At 38.3% G+C, this 18,985-nt stretch carries 13 protein-coding genes and 1 other annotated feature; of the genes, 4 read left to right on the top strand and 9 right to left on the bottom strand.

What is annotated here, in order from left to right:
* Positions 1-179 precede the first annotated feature (179 nt).
* The 4 genes from IGL13_RS04480 to IGL13_RS04465 are packed head-to-tail and all read left to right on the top strand — an operon-like array spanning position 180 to position 3,209.
* Positions 180-911 carry an amino acid ABC transporter ATP-binding protein gene (locus IGL13_RS04480; RefSeq protein WP_002361604.1) on the top strand — a complete coding sequence of 244 codons (732 nt, stop codon included), beginning with the start codon at positions 180-182 and terminating at the stop codon, positions 909-911.
* A gap of 34 nt (positions 912-945) precedes the next feature.
* Positions 946-1,773, top strand: coding sequence for a transporter substrate-binding domain-containing protein (locus IGL13_RS04475; RefSeq protein WP_002360586.1), 828 nt, complete (start codon positions 946-948; stop codon positions 1,771-1,773).
* Between the two features lie 45 nt (positions 1,774-1,818).
* Entirely contained in the window at positions 1,819-2,532 is a 714-nt protein-coding gene (locus IGL13_RS04470; protein WP_002363695.1) for an amino acid ABC transporter permease, read from the top strand.
* Between the two features lie 11 nt (positions 2,533-2,543).
* The gene (locus IGL13_RS04465; protein WP_002382114.1) at positions 2,544-3,209 is read left to right on the top strand and encodes an amino acid ABC transporter permease; all 666 of its coding nucleotides are present in this window, start codon (positions 2,544-2,546) and stop codon (positions 3,207-3,209) included.
* Between the two features lie 197 nt (positions 3,210-3,406).
* On the opposite strand, the gene pheT is transcribed toward IGL13_RS04465, so the two are convergent.
* The 9 genes from pheT to IGL13_RS04420 form a co-directional block, all read right to left on the bottom strand.
* Entirely contained in the window at positions 3,407-5,830 is a 2,424-nt protein-coding gene (gene pheT, locus IGL13_RS04460) for a phenylalanine--tRNA ligase subunit beta (RefSeq protein WP_430604625.1), read from the bottom strand.
* A gap of 7 nt (positions 5,831-5,837) precedes the next feature.
* Positions 5,838-6,884: a phenylalanine--tRNA ligase subunit alpha gene (gene pheS, locus IGL13_RS04455; protein ID WP_002358034.1), complete on the bottom strand. Its 1,047-nt coding sequence runs from the start codon at positions 6,882-6,884 to the stop codon at positions 5,838-5,840.
* A gap of 56 nt (positions 6,885-6,940) precedes the next feature.
* Positions 6,941-7,159: a binding site (T-box leader), on the bottom strand.
* Positions 7,160-7,202: 43 nt separating this feature from the next.
* The gene (locus IGL13_RS04450) at positions 7,203-7,547 is read right to left on the bottom strand and encodes a winged helix-turn-helix transcriptional regulator (protein ID WP_002358035.1); all 345 of its coding nucleotides are present in this window, start codon (positions 7,545-7,547) and stop codon (positions 7,203-7,205) included.
* A gap of 69 nt (positions 7,548-7,616) precedes the next feature.
* Entirely contained in the window at positions 7,617-11,411 is a 3,795-nt protein-coding gene (addA, locus tag IGL13_RS04445; protein ID WP_002361599.1) for a helicase-exonuclease AddAB subunit AddA, read from the bottom strand.
* Positions 11,404-14,994 carry a PD-(D/E)XK nuclease family protein gene (locus IGL13_RS04440; RefSeq protein ID WP_002415187.1) on the bottom strand — a complete coding sequence of 1,197 codons (3,591 nt, stop codon included), beginning with the start codon at positions 14,992-14,994 and terminating at the stop codon, positions 11,404-11,406. The genes addA and IGL13_RS04440 overlap by 8 nt, the downstream gene beginning before the upstream one ends.
* Before the next feature lie 110 nt (positions 14,995-15,104).
* The gene (lepB, locus tag IGL13_RS04435; protein ID WP_002358039.1) at positions 15,105-15,653 is read right to left on the bottom strand and encodes a signal peptidase I; all 549 of its coding nucleotides are present in this window, start codon (positions 15,651-15,653) and stop codon (positions 15,105-15,107) included.
* Between the two features lie 220 nt (positions 15,654-15,873).
* Complete coding sequence (locus IGL13_RS04430; protein WP_002361597.1) at positions 15,874-16,593, bottom strand: LutC/YkgG family protein; 720 nt, start codon at positions 16,591-16,593, stop codon at positions 15,874-15,876.
* Positions 16,586-18,058 carry a LutB/LldF family L-lactate oxidation iron-sulfur protein gene (locus IGL13_RS04425; protein ID WP_002378181.1) on the bottom strand — a complete coding sequence of 491 codons (1,473 nt, stop codon included), beginning with the start codon at positions 18,056-18,058 and terminating at the stop codon, positions 16,586-16,588. Before IGL13_RS04425 ends, IGL13_RS04430 begins: the two co-directional genes overlap by 8 nt.
* 12 nt (positions 18,059-18,070) lie before the next feature.
* Positions 18,071-18,832, bottom strand: a complete 762-nt coding sequence (locus IGL13_RS04420; protein ID WP_002365495.1) for a (Fe-S)-binding protein — start codon at positions 18,830-18,832, stop codon at positions 18,071-18,073.
* Positions 18,833-18,985 lie beyond the last annotated feature (153 nt).

Genomic DNA, 18,985 nt, shown 5'->3' with positions numbered 1-18,985 from the left:
CTTTTTTTGAAGGAAATCTTTTTCGATTAAAAAACTAGTAATTCATTTTTTTGTATGTTATAATTCCTAACATTGAGAATACAATTAGAAATACATTTGGTTAATTTAATTTAAATAACACGTTTCTCACCGAATCCTCTGTTATCTTTTCTGCCAAATGATTGCAAAGGAGACTGCCTATGATTTCTTTAGAACATGTAAATAAGTATTTTGGGGAGCATCACGTTTTAAAAGATATTACTTTGAATGTAGAGCAAGGAGAAAAAATTGTCATTATCGGACCCTCCGGCTCTGGCAAAAGTACATTAATTCGGTGTATGAACCAATTGGAAAAAGTCAATGATGGTTCCGTCGTAATTGATAACATTGACATCACCAAACCGAAGGCACCGATTCAAAAGGTTCGCCAGAAAGTTGCCATGGTCTTTCAAAATTTTAACTTATATGCTCACAAAACGATTATTGATAATTTAACGTTAGCACCGATTAAAGTGATGGGCGTTTCCAAAGAAGAAGCGGTTCGTACTGGCATGGAGTATTTAGAACGAGTCGGTTTGGCTGATAAAGCTTCTGCTTATCCTTCGCAGCTTTCTGGCGGGCAGCAACAACGGGTCGCTATTGCTCGTGCCTTAAATATGCATCCTGAGATTATCCTTTTTGATGAACCGACTTCGGCACTTGATCCAGAAATGATTCAAGAAGTTTTAGATGTAATGGTCGATCTTTCCAAACAAAATATTACCATGGTTTGTGTCACACATGAGATGGGCTTTGCTCGTCAAGTGGCTGACCGTGTAATCTTCATGGACCAAGGACAGATTATTGAACAAGGAACGCCTGAACATTTCTTTACAAGCACTGAAAACCCTCGTGCAAAAGAATTTCTAAGTAAAATTATTCATAACGGGTAATGAATAAAAAACAAAAAATTGGAGGAATGAAGGAATGAAAAAACAAAATAAATGGCTGGCTGGACTCTCCTTACTTGTATTAGCAGGCATCATTGTGGGCTGTGGTAGCGGCAACAATGACTCAACTTCCAAAAGTGCTTCATCAAACAAAACGGTCACAGTAGAACAATTAAAAAAAGCAGGGAAAATTAAAGTAGGTGTCAAAGAAGACATTCCTAATTTTGGCTATATGAATCCTGATACAAACAAAAATGAAGGAATGGAACCAGATATTGCACGCTTGATTGCGAAAGAAATTACCGGCAGCGAAGAGAATGTGGAATTTGTGGGCGTGACAGCGAAAACGCGCGGTCCCCTTTTAGACAATGGTGAACTAGATATGGTAATTGCTACATTTACAATTACTGATGAACGTAAAAAGACTTATAATTTTACAACTCCCTATTATACAGATGAGATTGGTTTCCTTGTGCGCAAAGAGGATAACTTCTCCAGTATGAAAGATTTAGACGGAAAAACAATCGGCGTTGCACAATCTGCTACGACAAAAGAAAACTTAGAGAAAAAAGCGCAAGAGGAAGGAATCAAATTTACTTATCAAGAATTAGGTTCCTATCCAGAATTAAAAACAGCGTTAACTTCTAAACGAATTGATGCATTTTCAGTGGATAAATCAATCCTATCTGGCTATGTGGATGGCAAGACAGAAATTTTAAAAGATGGTTTTTCGCCACAAGAATATGGAATTACCACAAAGAAAGCAAATACTGAATTAAATGATTATCTAAATGGTTTAATTGAAAAATGGGAAAAAGACGGCACACTAGAAAAAATTTATCAAGACTGGGGCTTAAAAAATTAATCATTCCTAAGACTTGAAGAATCAAAAATTTTAGGAGGGATTTTTATGTTTTTGTTAGCCAATATTTCCTGGCTTGAAGAAGGGCCATTTGCCTTATATCGTTGGGAGGCTTTATTTCAAGATTGGCGAATTTTTGGTCAGGCATTTCTCTATACTATTCTGCTTTCTTTAGGAGCGATCTTAGTTGCCTTTGCTTTAGGCATTTTCTTTGGCAGTTTATCAGCGACCAAAAGTAAACTTTTACACGCAATTAGTCGTGTCTATGTAGAATTTTTTCAAAACACACCTTTGTTGATTCAATTTATCGTAGTCTATTATGGCTTTCCTCTGCTAAGCCCGCTGCTTTCATTTTCTATTACTACGATTGCCATTCTGTGTGTAGGCCTCTATCATGGCGCCTACATTTCTGAAGTGGTTCGCTCAGGAATCGGAGCTGTCCCAAGAGGGCAATTTGAAGCGGCTTACTCCCAAGGATTAACGTATGGTCAAACGATGCGGTATGTGATTTTACCACAAGCATGGCGGATTATGTTACCGCCTTTAACCAATCAAGTAGTGAACCTAATTAAAAATACGTCAACAGTTGCCATTATTTCTGGCGCTGACGTAATGTTTGCTGCCAATAGTTGGTCGTCTGTCAACTTGAACTATATTCCCGCCTTTGCGCTTGCTGGTTTCTTATATTTCATTCTTTGCTTCCCATTAGCGAATTTGGCTAGAAAAATGGAAGAAAAAAATAAGAAAGCATATAGCAGATAGGAGGAAAACAGATGCCTTTTTCAGAAGAAATGCGTCAATTACTGACAGCAAATAATTTTCAATTTCTATTTAACGGCTTAAAATTGACTCTCTATATTTCCTTCGTCTCAATTATTTTGAGTACGATTTTTGGCACCATTCTAGCCGTTTTGCGAAATCAAACCCATGGACCACTGAAGTTACTTGCCAGTATTTATGTAGAAGTGGTGCGTAATATTCCAAACTTATTGTGGATTTATGTTATTTTTTTGATTTTCAAAATTAAATCCACACCTGCTGGAATTGTGAGTTTTACTGTGTTTACCACCGCTGCTTTAGCGGAAATTATTCGTGGTGGTTTAAATGGGGTCGATAAAGGCCAAATTGAAGCGGCACGTTCTCAAGGTTTTTCAAATTGGCAAATTCTTTATCATATTGTTTTGCCTCAAGCCATTCGCAATGTTTTACCAGCGATCGTTTCTCAGTTTGTTACTGTCATCAAGGATACAAGTTTCTTGTATTCCGTAATTGCTTTACAAGAACTCTTTGGCAAATCTTATATCTTAATGGGGCGCTACGCACAAACAGGACAAGTATTCACTATTTACGGAATCGTCGCCCTAATTTATTTCATTATTAACTTTAGTATCTCACAATTTTCACGTTGGCTTTCACGAAATTGGGCGAAAAGTTATTAATGTAGTTAAAAACAGGAGGCTGAGACAAAAGTGTTTAGCTCCAAGAAATAAGAAGGAATTTCCGAAAATTGTTCTTTAATTTTTGGAGAATTTCGGCTTATTTCCGAAGGAGCTGCTTTTGTTCAGCTGATTATCTTAAGATTTAGAAAGTGGGGCATAAGTCATTTCGACTTATGCCCCACTTTCCTGTTTTTATTTTATCTTACTTCTACTTGATGTTTTTCAATTAGCGCTTTTTCAACCTTTTCCATTGAACGGTTAATTTCTTCATCCACTAATGTCGCTTCTGCATTAACGAAAGTTAAACTATACGCCATTGATTTTTTGCCAGCACCTAGTTTTTCACCTTGATATACATCAAATAAATGAATCTCTTTCAAATATTTACCTGCGTTATCTGAAATAGTTTTAACTAGTTCTTGATTGGTAACTGTTTCATCGACTAATAAAGCAATATCTCGAGAAACTGCTGGGAATTTAGAAACTGCTTCATAAGTAACCCCGCCTGCTTCTGTGGCTACTAATTGTTGCAAGTTTAATTCAGCTACATATGTTTCAGGAATATCGTACGCTTTTGCTGTCGTTGGGTGAACTTGTCCGACAAAACCAACCACTTCATCTTCTAAATAAATCCATGCTGTCCGGCCTGGATGCATTTCTGGAATCGCCGTTGTCGCTTGATAACTGATTTTTTCTGTTAATCCTAAAACAGCTACAATACTTTCCACTAAGCCTTTTACTGTATAAAAATCAACGGCTGTTGCTTTTGTTTGCCAATCTTTAACCATTGTATTACCAGTTAAAGCAAGTGCTAAGTGATTTTCTTCTGTAGGTAAATTTTTTGTTGGATCTTCTGTTTGGTAGAAAACGCGTCCTACTTCGTAGAAGGCGATATTATTATTTTTACGTGCCACATTGTATGCGACATCATCTAATAAACCAGAAATTAAGTTCATACGTAACACAGAACGCTCTTCACTCATTGGCCATTGCAAACGTGTTGTTTGACTTTCTTTCATCATAAATTGACGGGATTTTTCTTCTGTTGTCAATGCATAGCTGATGGCTTCACTCGTACCATGACCTTCCAGTAAGCTCTTTAATTGGCGCGTAACATGTTGTGCTTTGGTTAGACTTCCAGCAACTGTTTCTCCACTTGGCAATGTTGAAGGTAAATGATCATATCCATAAATGCGCGCCACTTCTTCAATAATATCTGCTTCAATTGCAATATCCCAACGTCTTGGTGGAATCGTAATTTCATATGCGCCTTGATTTACTTCATAAGCAAAACCGAGTGCTTCAAAAATTTCATTCACCGTTGCTTCATCTAATGCAGTGCCTAAATATTGGTTGATTCGCTCTAAAGTCACAGCTACCTGCGCTTCTTTAACGGCCACTTCAGAACCAACTGCAGTGCCTGAGACCACTGTTCCGTTGGCTAACTCTGCAATCATCGCGGCTGCCACATCACAAGCTAGCCCAACTGTCGCTTGGTTGATGCCTTTTTCAAATCTACTTGAAGATTCACTCCGTAAATTGAATTGTTTAGACGTTTTGCGAATAGACAATGGATTGAACAATGCCGCTTCTAAAGCCACAGTTGTTGTTTCTTGACTGATTTCAGAATTAGCCCCACCCATTACTCCGGCTAAGCCGACAGGCGTTTTTCCATTCGTAATGACGATATTTTCTTCTGTTAATTGACGTGTTTCACCATCTAATGTAATTAGTTCTTCTGCTGCTGTTGCTCGACGAACCAAGATTTCTTTGCTATCTAATTTTTGATAATCAAATGCATGCAATGGTTGACCAAATAATAATAAAATATAATTTGTCACGTCCACCACATTGTTAATCGGACGGATTCCTTCATTCATCAATCGATTTTGCAACCACTGAGGACTTTCTGCAATCGTCACATCTTTAATGACACGAATTTGATACGCTGGTGCATCTTGTGAATCTTCAACAGTCACTGTTGCGTAATTTCCCACGTTATCTGAAGCATCTTCTTTGAGTTCGGGATCATTAAACTGAGGCGTTTGACGATAAATTGCGCCAACTTCATAGGCTACCCCTCTCATACTTAGTGCATCTGCACGGTTTGGTGTAATTGATAATTCAATAATCGCATCATCCATGTCTAAATAAGGGAAAACAGGTGTCCCATTCACTGCTTCTTGAGGTAAATAATAAATCCCTTCAGCGTAGGCTTTTGGTACGACATTATCTGAATACCCTAGCTCTTCTAACGAACAAATCATTCCGTTAGAGACTTCGCCACGCATTTTACCTTTTTTAATTTTTTGATTTCCTGCAATTCTTGAACCAGGTAACGCTACGATGACTTTAATTCCGGCTTTTACATTTGGTGCTCCACAAACAATTTGTGACAATTCTTCTTCACCGATGTCTACTTGGCAAATTGATAAGTGGTCAGAGTTTGGATGAGGAACACATTCTTTTACTTCACCGACAACAATTTTCTTTAATCCTTCTTCAGGTACAGCAACTCCCTCAACTTCGATACCTGTCACAGACATTTTGTCCGCTAATTCTTGCGGAGTAACGTTTGAAAGATTAACATATTCATTTAACCATTTATAAGAAACTAACATTTTTCAACTACTCCTTTACCTTGAATTGATTTAAGAAACGTAAATCATTTTGATAAAAATTACGGATATCATTTACACCGTAACGTAACATAGCAACGCGATCTGGTCCTAAGCCAAAGGCAAATCCTGAGTACTCTGTTGGATCAATCCCTGACATTTGTAATACATCTGGATGAACCATCCCCGCACCTAAAATTTCAATCCAACCTGTATGTTTGCAGACGTTACAACCTGCGCCGCCACATTTAAAACAGCTAACATCTACTTCGACTGAAGGTTCTGTAAAAGGGAAATAGCTAGGACGTAAACGAATTTTACGATCTTCACCAAACATTTTTTTCATCATGACTTCTAACGTCCCTTTTAAATCACCCATTGTGACATTTTTATCGACAACAAGGCCTTCAATCTGATGGAATTGGTGACTATGTGTCGCATCATCTGTATCACGACGGAATACTTTCCCAGGAGAAATCATTCGTAATGCACCTTTTGAAAAATCGTGTTTTTCCATTGTTCGAGCTTGAACTGGTGAAGTATGCGTACGAATTAACATCTCATCTGAAATATAAAACGTATCTTGCATGTCGCGTGCCGGATGATCTTTTGGTAGATTCATGCGTTCGAAATTATAATGATCGGATTCTACTTCGTATCCTTCCACTACTTGATAACCCATGCCTAAGAAAATATCTTCAATCTCTTCCATAACTTGTGTCAAAATATGACGTGTACCTTGAGGCATTTGTTTTCCAGGTAAAGTTACATCTAAACTTTCTTCTTTTAGTGCCGCATTTAACGCTTCGTTTTCTAAAACAACTTTGCGCGCTTCAATTGCTTCAGTTAATAAATCACGAATTTCATTTGCAAAGCCCCCCACCACTGGTCGTTCTTCTGGTGAAAGGTTTTTCATGCCTCTTAATACTTCGGTGATTGGCCCTTTTTTCCCTAATGTTTCTACGCGAATTTGGTTTAATTCTTTTAAAGTAGCAACTTGTGCGATTTCTTTGAGCGTATTGTCTCTAAGAGCTTCTAATTGCGCTTGTAATGTCATTATGCGTTCCCCTCTATCTTTTATTTAAACTAAAAAAAACGATAACCCATTCCTTTCAAAGGAACGAGCTATCGTGTTACCATCCTAATTCATAACAAATTGTTGTCATGCACTCATTTCATTTAACGGCAATTACCGGTTTGCTTTCTTCTTGAAAACAAACAAACTCAGGAAGTGAATTTCGCTTGGTGACTGTGTAAATCAGCTTCCAGTCTCTGGCTGACTCTCCCTAAAACACGTCAATTCAAACTACTTGTTTCCATCACTGTTTTTTTAGTTATTTAATTACGTTTAGTTTACAAGAAGTTTTGCTTGCGGTCAACTGCATTCTTCGTCTTTTACCCATTTTTCTGCCCAATGTTGAATTTGTTCCATTGCTAATTGCAAGTCTTCGCCTTTTTCGGTTAGGAAATATTCTAAGCGATTTCCTTCACCGCAACGAACAGCTTTGGTGATAATTCCTTCAGCTTCTAGTTCCTTCAATCGCTCTACTAAGACACGATCACTTAACATTGGAATTTTTTCTTTTAATTCGCCAAAACGTTGAGGACCTCGTTCTAATAAAACATCAATAATTAAACCATTCCATTTTTTACCAAGTATTGAAAATGATTTTTCAAATTTGGGACAAAGTACAAACGATTCTGTTTTTACTTTTTCCATCTTCCTCACCTCTTCAATGAGTATAGCACATCCCTTACAAAATGTAAGTGTTTCTGCTTCTAATTTTTTCTACTTTATAAAATCTACAACATTTCCTGTCTGCATGTCAATAATTACTCCTCCATTTAATAAAATTAAATAGACGTGCGACACCTCTTTATGCGTTGCCTCTTGTAGTGCTCTACGATAAAGATTCATCTGTCCGCGATACCGTTCGACAATTTCAGAAATCGCTTGGGGAGAGGTGCCTTTTACATGATCGGTTTTATAGTCATACAAAATGCATTGATTGTCTAATTCGATATAGCCATCAATAATCCCATGAATTAATAAATCATCTTGTGTCGTTTCTGGATAATTTTGAATGAGCTCTTCTGCTTCAATCAGCATAGAAAAAGGTTGTTCCCTTCTAACGGTTTGATGGTGTTGAATCAATTGTTTTCCTAAAGCGGTGTCAAAGAAGGCCACGATTTGTTCCAGATTCATTTTTTCAGCAATTGCTGGTAAAATCAATTTATTTTCCACTAAGCGTTCTTGAACAGCTCGCACTTCCTCGTAAGAAGGTTGCGTACTTAAATCAATTAGTTGTAATAAATAATGGGTTGCTGTCCCAATTTCAGCTGCTGAGGGCGCTTGAACCGTATCTAAAAATTTAGGCTTACTTAAATCTCCTTCAATCATTCGATTGACAATCAACGGTTGCGCTTGAATAGTATTGTCTTCCCGAACCTCAATTTTACCAATTTCTTTGTTATCGGGGTCATCAAATACTCGCTTGATTTCAGAAACAGACTGATAACTGGTGGTCCGAGTAGCCACTTCAAACGGATAATTGAAACTTAACCGTGCAAGGCCACGATTGATTTTGTCAGCAGATAATTGCGCTTTTTCGGCTAAATCCTCTGCTTGTCTTTCTGGCAATTGTAATTGCTGAATGGCTGCTCGTAGTTGTTCTTCGTTGAACCACTGAATATGAAAGTTAGCTGGGTGCTTTTTGACTTGCGAAACGTTACTTACTACTACTTCTTGCTGATATTCATCGGCTTTTTGATGGCGTACCAATGTCATCCCAACCCAATTCATTAAACTACTTTTACTTTGCAAGCGATTTTCAGCTGGTAGCACCAGTGTTTCTACATCGCCAACTTTCAGCCACTCTTTCCACATCGCCGCTTGGTCTTTATAGGAGCCCACCAGAAAAAGTTTCTGTTCTGCACGTGTCAACGCCACATATAACTTCCGCATTTCTTCAGATAGTAATTTTCTCAATCGTACTTGTTTAATCGCCAAAAATGGTAAAGTATCGTACATAACTCGTTCTTCAGGTTGTAAATAACGAATGCCTACCCCTAAATTTTCTTCAAAGATATAGCGTTCATTCAAATCACTGACATTAAATTCTTTGGTCATATCTAAAACGAATACCACCGGAAATTCTAACCCTTTACTAGCGTGAATCGTCATGACGCGTACGGCATTCTCTTCACTTAAAACGACTGGTTCCGCTAAATCTTTGTCTTTTTCTTGCATTTTTTCGATGAAGCGAACAAATTGAAATAATCCGCGGAAGGTTGTTTTTTCATACGCCGCGGCCCGATCGACCAACGCATATAAATTGGCTTGGCGTTGTTTGCCAACAGGCAACCCACCAACATAATCAAGGTAGGCCGTTTCCCGATAAATCGTCCACAGCAAGGTACTAATCTGGTTGCGTCGAGCCTGTTCCCGCCATTTTTCTAATGATTCAGCAAAACGTATAGTTTTTTCCTGAACAACTGCTTCCTCCATGGTTGGTTCCATCTTTTGATTAAACGTTAAAAATGCTTCGTAGTAACTGGTTTCCTTATTAGCCAAACGAATAAGCACTAATTCGTTTTCTTTTAATCCAACAATTGGTGAACGTAACACAGCTGCCAAAGGAATGTCTTGATAGGGATTATCAATCAATTGAAGCAAGGCAATCATTGTACGAATTTCCGTTGCTTGGAAATAATTTTGAGCATCATTGACTTGAACTGGAATTTCTAATGATTTAAAAACATCTAAAATAGTTAAATTATTTTTCTTCGTAGGCGTTAATAAGACAATATCTTGATAAGTAATCGGTCGATCCGTTTTCAGCTTTTTATCATAAATTAAGAAATTTTGGTCAATTAATTCACGAATTTTCAAAGCAGTAACGTAAAGTTCCCCTTCTGTCTTATCTTCAATCAACAACTCAGGAGATTGTAATTCTGGAAATTCAACTGATTCTGTTGCTTTTTTTTCATAAATTAGCAATTCAGTTGAATAATCAGCCGCCTCCGAAAATTGATCAAAACCATGAACCAAAGCGGCTGACTCATCGTAAGCAATTTGACCCACTCGCTCATCCATTAATTGACTAAATACTAAATTCGTAAAGTCTAAAACGTCTTTGCGGGAACGAAAATTTTCAGCTAGAATGATTCGTTTACCCTCTTTGCCTTGCCCATACTGATTGTATTTTTCAATAAACAATGTAGGATCTGCCAAGCGGAAAGAATAAATAGACTGTTTCACATCTCCTACCATAAAAAGGTTTCCTTCTGCGCTAAGCGGGCGGCGCAACCAATACAAAATAGATTCTTGTAATTGATTGATATCTTGGTATTCATCGACTAACACTTCATCAAATTTTTCGCGATAGTAAACCGAGGCTTCTGATGCTTGCCAGCCATCTGCCTGATTTTTCGCTAAAATAGCTAACGTATAATGTTCTAAATCGTTAAAATCCACTAAATTTTTAAGCCGTTTTTCTGCGCCATAGGCCTCCATAAATTGTTTCCCCACGTGAGCCATTTCTTGAACAATGGGCGTGGCCTCTTTCAAGACTTGTTTCATGGCATCTGGGGAAAGTGTAAACAGTTGCTTTTTCAAATCATTTAACGCTTTTTTATTTTGTTCTCGTAACTGTTTGGCTTGTTCCGCGGTTGGTTTCAACTCTTCGGCACGAACCGTTGGGTAGCGGTCAAAGCTCAACAATTCAGTCAAATTATAGGCGCTTTCTAAATCATTTCTCTCTAAAAATTGTAAAAATTGTTTTGTTTGTTCCTTTTCATTTTGAGCTAAATACCAAATCTTTTGAAGTTTCTCTTCGCCCTCTGTTAAGGTCACCATTTCTTCGTAACGCTGAAGAGTTCGTTGTAACGTCTCAACAGCTAGCGGTTTTAAATACGTCTGAAATAACGTTGATTCGCCTAGCTGATCCCCTACTTCGTAGGCTTGTGTTAAGCCATTAATCCACGCCTCTGGATCAGGATTGGCTTTGGCAAATTCATAAAAAGAAAAAATTAAGTTAGTGAGTCCGTCATCACTACGATCATTGGAAAAATTCGCTGTTAATTGGTAAAATTCTTCTTGATTTTCCGCATAAAATTGTTCACGTAATGCATCCCAAACATCTTCTTTTAATAACAATGTTTCTGTTTCATCTGTTAACATCCGAAAAACTGGATCTATGTCAATTAAATAATAAAAACGACGAATAACAGTTAAACAAAAGGCATGTAACGTGCTGATATTGGCTGTTGGCAAAAGAGCAATTTGACGAGAAAAATGCCGTCTTCTTTCTGGATCTTGTTCTTCATTCATTGCCTTTTGTAAAGCCACTTGGATACGTTCTTTCATCTCACGGGCGGCGGCTTCAGTGTACGTCACAATCAAGAGACGATCGATATCGACGCCGCTTTTGACTTTTTCAATGACACGGCGGACTAAAACAGTGGTTTTTCCTGAGCCAGCCGAAGCAGAAACTAAGATATTTTCATCGCCATCAAACACCGCTTGCCATTGACTGTCGGTGAATTGCTCATTGGCTGGACGTAGTGGAATTGTTTTACTCATCTTCGGTTGCTCCTTCCTCATCTTTGTTTAACAAGCGCGCCATAATTTCCTCTTTGGATAAATTCTCAATACGATGATAATTATTTTCTTTTAGCATCACATCAAAATCACAGACACTTCGAAACGGACAATAGCGACAAGCAATCCGTTCCTTGCCTTGATAAGCGGGATTAAGTTGAACTTCGCCGCCAATAATTTGATTCCCCGCTTCAATAAATTTATTTCGGTTATGGGAAAGCAACGCGCCTAATTCTGGTTCTGTCACAAATTTATCTTCTTGGCGACGACCAGGTTTAATTTGTTCTTTGGCGGATTCTTCAATCGGAAACAGCAACGAACTTTGTTTAGCTTGCAGACTCGTATCTAAATGATCCAATAAATCTGGGTCTTTCATCAAAAGACCATCAAACTGATATTTTTTAAGCATTTGTTGTTCAATGTCGTCTTTGCCTTCATAAGATAACGTAGGATTGTGTACATGCAGATAAAGTGAGCCAGCAGGTTTAGCTTCTTGACCAACTAATTGCACAGCATCCATTAAAGCCACATCCAAGTACGTCAGCATTTGCATGGCTAAGCCGTAATACGCTTCTGTCATATTAAATTTACGGTGACTCGATTTATAATCAATCACACCTAAATAGGTTGATTCGGGTGTAACCAATTGATCAATCCGGTCGATTTTCCCCCGAACATGAATTTTCCCTTGATTTTTTAATGGTAATTCCAAACCAGAAATTCCTTTTTTAGCGGCAATTTGGCCAAATAACACTTCTGTTTGAACAGTCGTCATGCCACTTCGTTGGCTTTGACGTTTCAGCGCCCAACTGACTTTTTTAATTGTTTGACTCAATTGATAGCGAATATAGTTCATGCGACTAGAGGTCGTTAATACAGAAAAACGTGCATCCCCTAAAATACTATTTAGTACTTCCTCCGCCAATAAATTGACTTCCTGATCGGTTAATTCAGATAAGTTCCGTTGATTCATAATCAATAATTTAAAGAACTGATCCAATGCTTCATGGAAAAATTCCCCTGTAGCTGCTGGCGAAAGCCCAAAGACATCTCTTTCTTTCAAACGTAAGCCATAGCGAGAAAAGTATTGATATTGACACCGATAAAAACTCTCCATCCGAGAAACGGACGTATAAATATCTTTACCATATAAAGGTTCTGCTAAGACCTCATCAATCTTTTCAGGAATATTTTGATGCGTTAAACTTTCGAAAACTTGCTTGGCTAGCGGCGCAATTGATTGGTTCATTAGCGCTTTTTCCATATTTAACCAGAAAGGCAACAATGCTTCTTGTGTTTCTTTCCGTTGTCTTTTCAAACGCGTTAATTCACCGATTAACGTCCGATACGTACTAATATGGGCTAAACTGGTCGTTTCATCATCGAAAATGGTTGTTTCATTTTTTTCAAAAACGGGCAAATTTAAATCTTTTTGGATATTTTTAAAATAAGGAGACGGTTTGACTTCTTGAGCGGTGTCTTTAACACTTGGATAGGTTAAATATAACCGTTCTCGCGCTGAAGAAAAGACGAGATACGCAACAAACGGTTCTTGCGCAATTTTGCGCCCAGTTGTCCCACGTAAATATTGGTTTTCCGTTAAAGTATCATTGATTGTCTGACGTTCTTCATCAGACAATAGTGTTTTATTTTCAATCTTTTGTGGAAAAATTTCTTCCGTCATCCCAATAGCAAAAGTAACCTTGGCAGCGCCAGGTCGAGTTAAATCCATTGCGCGAACTTGTACTTGGTCAATCGCTGTCGGCACTTTACTATAGTGCAAACCTTCCAAGCCACTAACAAATATTTCTTGAAACGTTGTAAAATCAAACGAACTTTCTCCGTAAACAGTGACGTATTCATCTAGTAATGACATCAATGCATCCCAAGTCTGTTCATGGTTACGAGCTGTTTCTAGTTGACCTGCTTCGATAGCTTGTAAGCGCCACATTTTTAATTGTGTTGCCACACCACTTTGCAGTAAAAAGTGATAGAAGACGGTCGCTGCTTCCAAACCAGTTTTGGCACTTATCATTGCTTGAAAGTAACTAGGTAACAGCCGTTGAAGCGATTGACGAATCGCATTTGACTCTTCTTCCATCGTAGCGACATCTTCTTGCTCTTCCGCTTCAAAATCATACCGAATAAATTCCCAATCTTTTTCTTGTGACCAATAATAACCTTCATAGCCGTATGCCAGGACTACATTTTCGGTAATATCAACTTTTCTGCGCCAAGCGTTCCGTTGGTTTAACCAATCAGTCAAGCTTTCTTCAGAAGTAGCGAGTTGATTCATTGGCATAAATAATTCCGTTCTCAAAAAACGGAGCACATCGCGATAACGATAATTGTACGAATGAATAGCAAATAAAGATTCAATCCATTCGACTAAAGGATGCCGATCCATAGCCATATCTCGGTCGACATAAACAGGAATCTCGTGTTCCGCAAAAATCGGTTCTAATAAATTTTCATAACAATCTAAATCACGAGTCAACACCTGAATTTCTTTGTACCGATACCCTTCTTCCACCACTAAACGGCGAATTTCGGTTGCAACATGTGTTAATTCTTCTTTAACGTTTTCAGCACGCCACAGAAATAAGCCATCGCCACTCCAGTCAGTTGTGCTTAATGGAGGCAGGTGTTCTTGCGATTGAATCCAATAATCATTTAATCCTTGCAAGTCTGGGTTTGTAATTAATACCTCTTTCTTTTCCACATAATCTGAAAGAATCGGGATTTGCTTCTGTCTTGCTAGTTGATAAAGCTGATGATAGGTTTGTCCCGCTTCATAAAATAACGACCGCGGATCAGGTAAGTCATGCGGATATTGTTTGTCCAATAAAAGGGCTACTTTCACAGAACCTGCTTGCGCCATTAGTACTTCAATCAACTTTAATTCTCTGGCAGTAAACTGCTGATAGCCTGAAATAACGAATTGGACATTCGACAAATCAACCGTTTGTAAATACTCGCTTAAATGTTGAATAATCTCCGCTGATTCATAGCCATACTGACTCATTTGCAATTGGAATCGCGTAAAAATTAACGTTAAATCTTGAAACTTAAGTTGTAAATCTTGTCCTTTAGGGTTCTCCATTTGTTTTTCTAAAAATGGATAAAGCTCCGCAATCTCAATATTGCCTTCGCGCATTTCTTGATAAAGCTGAAATAGTTGCTGAATAAAGCCAGGCTTGTTAATTTCACCTCTAAAAATTTGTAACTCTTCTTCTGCTTCTACTAAAATTTTGCGAAAAATCATCGCAGCACCTGCATCAGATAAAACATCTGCCGAGTAAAAAGGTGTATGTTGTAAATAGTACCAAGCCAAACGATAAAAACTAAAAACCTGCAGACGGGTACTGGTTATTGAATCAGACGTAGTTGTCTGTAATTGACGTAACTTTTGCAAGACTTGAATTTCTTGCTCAAACTTAATATGGTTCGGGACTAAATAGAATACTTCATGCTGTGCGTCTTCCTCTAGCCATTGTTTTGTCGCCTGTATAAGTGGCGCTTCTAAGTCTGCCACGGCGGTTCCTCTAATAAACTGCACACTCATGGTTTCACATCCTTTTCCTTTGCACTGCCTTTATTTTACCACAAAAGAAGGACGGAAACATGTGTTTGTTTTTACACATTTCCGTCCTTCTCTTTTACTCATTGTCTCTTTTATTGTTTTGACACTTCTGGTATTGGACCAAACCGTGAGAATGGCCACATCACAAATTTCACTTCACCCAAAATATCTTTTTTATGAATAAAACCAATGACACGACCGTCTTTTGAATTCCGTCGATTATCACCTAAAACAAAGTAGCTATCTGCTGGTACTTTTTCTTTTAATGAAAAATCGCCTGTCAAAGGTTGACCATCTGTTAAGGCTTTTTTAAATTCATCTAAATAGGGTTCGTCAACTTCTTTTCCATTGATGTACAACGTATCATCCTTGTACGCAATTGTATCTCCAGGTAAACCAATCACACGTTTAATATAATTTTTATCTGGTTCATCTGGCGCTGGGAAAGTAATAATATCGAAACGATTAATTTCTGTGTTTTTTAACGTAATTACCCGTTCACCATCTGCTAACGTTGGATCCATTGAATGACCTCTCACTACGACAGGCGTAAATACAAATTGTCTCAGTAAAAACAGACCCAAAGCTAAACAGGCAAAAAAGACGACTGTTTTAATTAATTCTTTTGATTTCAAACTCATTCCTCCAAAAACCTTATTATCTTATGTCTCATATTCTACCACAAAGTAAATCAATCCTATAGTGCTTAACACCCAATTAATTTTTATGTACGCTTTTTTTACAAAATGGTCAGAAAAAAAACGTATTTCTTTCAAATTTGATTCTTACTTTTTTGATCCTGCTCATAAAAAAAGCATAATCAATTCTAAAAAGGGCTGAATTGATTATGCTTCTAGCGTTTTAGCGATCCATCACAACCACGTAACAAACTTCTAAAGGACCATGCAACCCGACAACCAGTTGCATTTCAATATCTCCTGAATTAGAAGGCCCTGAAATAAAGTGAATCGCTGAGCCGATTTTTTCACCTTTTTCTATTTTTTCTGTATAAAAAGCTGCTGGCTGAGTCGAACGTGGAACGAGTTTGCTAAACGGTATAATTGAAATGTAATGCTTCGGTAAAAAGTGTAAAGCTCTGCCTTGCCCCGCATTGGACTCCACCACAATCGTTCCTGATTCAGCTAGTAAAAACTCAGCAAAGGCAATCGCGATATTTGCCTGAGCAGCTGTTTGAATATTCGCTTCTCGTTGCTCACTTCCAGGTTGCCATTGCTTAACAGAAACAGCCTCTAATGACTTAGCTAAATCAGCTAATCCATAGGCTTCAAAACGTGCATCTGTTGGCAATAAAAGATTGCCCCCACCAAACTCAGCAACAATTTGCTGAATCGTCGTCAGTAAATTTTCTTGTGTGGTTTCCACTAAGTTCGTGTGAATCGTTTCCACACGTTCTTTCACAATCGTTAATAGCTCTGCTGGTGTTTTATCTGCCAACTGTTCTTCTGGTAAATGATTAACTGGCTCAAATGGATGGGCCGAAACAGGCTGTTTTTCTACGCCTAATTTTTCTCGTAGATTTTGTAAAAAAGGTTCTCGATTTTGAATCGCTTCATTAGTCATTTTTTTCACCTTCTTGATGTTTTTTGAACCAACTTCTGAAGTTTTCTGAAGATTTTGGTGGTCTTGGCAAATCACGAACATCGGTCCAACCTTTTACTAACCCTGGTCCTTTATCAAGGTAGCCCCCATGATTATACATGTTTTCAACAGTAATGTCTTTTTGTTTACTTAAAATGCCCGCTGCAGCATGATCGACTTTCATGGCTGCTTTAAACATTGCTGGTGAAGCAGTGGCTTTACCTACCATACGCATTTGGAAATCTTCAAATCCATGTTTCATTTTCAGATCATCGGTCATCACTTTACGATGTTCAATTAATAATTCGTGCAATGGAATTTTCACAGGACACGTTTCCGTACATGCCCCACAAAGACTAGATGCATAAGGCAATTCCCCAAACTGTTTATATCCACCTAAAATTGGAGAAAGCACAGCACCAATTGGTCCTGGATAAATAGAGCCATAACCGTGCCCTCCAATATGGCGATAGACCGGACAAACATTCAGACAAGACCCACAACGAATACACTGTAAGACTGGCTGAAAGGCTGTTCCTAACGCTTTTGAACGTCCGTTATCCAAAATGACCACGTGAAATTCTTCTGGACCATCGGATTCATCCGCATTTTTTTGCCCGGCAAACGTCACATACGTTGTTAAATTTTGACCAACGGCACTTCTGGCTAAAAGGTTATCTAAAACCTCTGCTTCACGCATTGTTGGTACGATTCTTTCCATCCCCATTAACACGATTTGTGTCTTAGGAATACTGATGGTCAAATCAGCATTTCCTTCATTTGTATTTAAGTTAATTAAGCCGCTATCCGCAATAGCGAAATTACAACCTGTAATGCCAATCTCCGCTTCCAAAAAGAATTTGCGCATCACTTCTCGTGCACAGCGTGCCAAATTTACCGGGTCATTATCTCCTTGATACCCTAATTTTTTCGCAAAAACCTGACGAATCTGTTCGCGATTTTTATGAATACTTGGGAAAACAATATGTGACGGCTCATCCCAGTCATCCATTTGTAAAATGAATTCCGCCAAATCTGTTTCCATCACACTAACATCGTCTAATCCCAATAACATTGGATCTATATCGACTTCGGTCGTCACCATTGATTTAGATTTCACAATTTTTTTCGCCTTTTTTTCTAGAACCACTTGTTTCACATATTCATTGGCCTCTTCGGCGGTTTGAGCAAAAAAGACTTTGCCACCTCGTTTGGCGACGTTATCACTGAACTCTTCTAAATAGTCAGGCAGATACTGAATTGTATGTTGGCGAATTTGTTCTCCCAGTTCACGCCATTGTGGCCAATTGCCTAAAACTTCCCGCGCACCTTCTCGTTTCTCCCATTGGGCATCTTGTGCTTTGGCGACAGCCTTTTGCATAAACACATCTTTTTTACTTTCTTCAATTCGTTCACTTAACGGCTTATTGCTCGTTGATAATCCCACAGTTCTTCCCCCTTACCCTACCGATATGATTTGCGGTTGGTCCATGCGTGCTTCATCCACTTCGTGATTAAGGACTTCTGCAATATGCATAATCTTAATCTTTTTCCCATCACGATTGAATTTACCCCCGATATTCATCAGGCAACCCATATCCGCACTAATTAAAATTTCTGCGCCTGTATCAATCACATCGTTCATTTTTTCCGTCACCATTTGTTCAGAAATAGCTGGCATTTTCACTGAAAACGTTCCGCCAAATCCGCAACAATTTTCAAGATGTCCTAAAGGAATCATTTCTAATCCTTTCACATGATCCAACAAAACAAAGGGTGATTCTCGTTCATTTAAAATTCGCGTCATATGACAAGAACGATGATAAGTGGCTTTCCCATGTAACGTTGCGCCAACATCTTTGACCCCTAAGACACGATAAAGAAACTGACTAAACTCGTAAGTTCGCTCAGCTAAACGTTGTGCTTTTGGTCCATAAATAGGATCATCTGCTAAAAATTTGTGGTATTCTTTCATCATGCCGACACAAGACCCCGCAGGTCCCACCACATAATCGGCACCGTCAAAACTATCAATTTGATTCTTAAGCGTTGTCGTGCTCTCTGTCACATAGCCACTATTGTACGTTGGCTGACCACAACACGTTTGGCTTGTTGGTAAAACCGTCTCACAGCCATAACGTTCCAAAACCTCTACCATTGCTTGCCCTACATTTGGAAAAAGTAGATCCACCACGCATGTCGAAAATATACTCACTTTCACGCAAAATAACCTCCTCGTTTTCTACGAAAAGGCTCCATGAAATTAATTGGGCGGCTGTCATTAAAAGTCACTTGGCTGTCGTCTCTAACTACTTCACAGTGCCTTTTCAACAAATACGTTATTTGTAACAAAAATCGTTTTTTAAAATGATTC

This window comes from Enterococcus sp. DIV1937 (assembly GCF_050535975.1).
Classification (GTDB): Bacteria; Bacillota; Bacilli; order Lactobacillales; family Enterococcaceae; genus Enterococcus; species Enterococcus faecalis.
This window is presented reverse-complemented; position numbering and strand designations above follow the sequence as displayed.

What these genes read in the sequence shown, in the direction of transcription:
- IGL13_RS04480 (WP_002361604.1), top strand. Translation starts at nt 180, where the DNA reads ATGATTTCTTTAGAACATGTAAATAAGTATTTTGGGGAGCATCACGTT.
- IGL13_RS04475 (WP_002360586.1), top strand. Translation starts at nt 946, where the DNA reads ATGAAAAAACAAAATAAATGGCTGGCTGGACTCTCCTTACTTGTATTA.
- IGL13_RS04470 (WP_002363695.1), top strand. Translation starts at nt 1,819, where the DNA reads ATGTTTTTGTTAGCCAATATTTCCTGGCTTGAAGAAGGGCCATTTGCC.
- IGL13_RS04465 (WP_002382114.1), top strand. Translation starts at nt 2,544, where the DNA reads ATGCCTTTTTCAGAAGAAATGCGTCAATTACTGACAGCAAATAATTTT.
- pheT (WP_430604625.1), bottom strand. Translation starts at nt 5,830, where the DNA reads ATGTTAGTTTCTTATAAATGGTTAAATGAATATGTTAATCTTTCAAAC.
- pheS (WP_002358034.1), bottom strand. Translation starts at nt 6,884, where the DNA reads ATGACATTACAAGCGCAATTAGAAGCTCTTAGAGACAATACGCTCAAA.
- IGL13_RS04450 (WP_002358035.1), bottom strand. Translation starts at nt 7,547, where the DNA reads ATGGAAAAAGTAAAAACAGAATCGTTTGTACTTTGTCCCAAATTTGAA.
- addA (WP_002361599.1), bottom strand. Translation starts at nt 11,411, where the DNA reads ATGAGTAAAACAATTCCACTACGTCCAGCCAATGAGCAATTCACCGAC.
- IGL13_RS04440 (WP_002415187.1), bottom strand. Translation starts at nt 14,994, where the DNA reads ATGAGTGTGCAGTTTATTAGAGGAACCGCCGTGGCAGACTTAGAAGCG.
- lepB (WP_002358039.1), bottom strand. Translation starts at nt 15,653, where the DNA reads ATGAGTTTGAAATCAAAAGAATTAATTAAAACAGTCGTCTTTTTTGCC.
- IGL13_RS04430 (WP_002361597.1), bottom strand. Translation starts at nt 16,593, where the DNA reads ATGACTAATGAAGCGATTCAAAATCGAGAACCTTTTTTACAAAATCTA.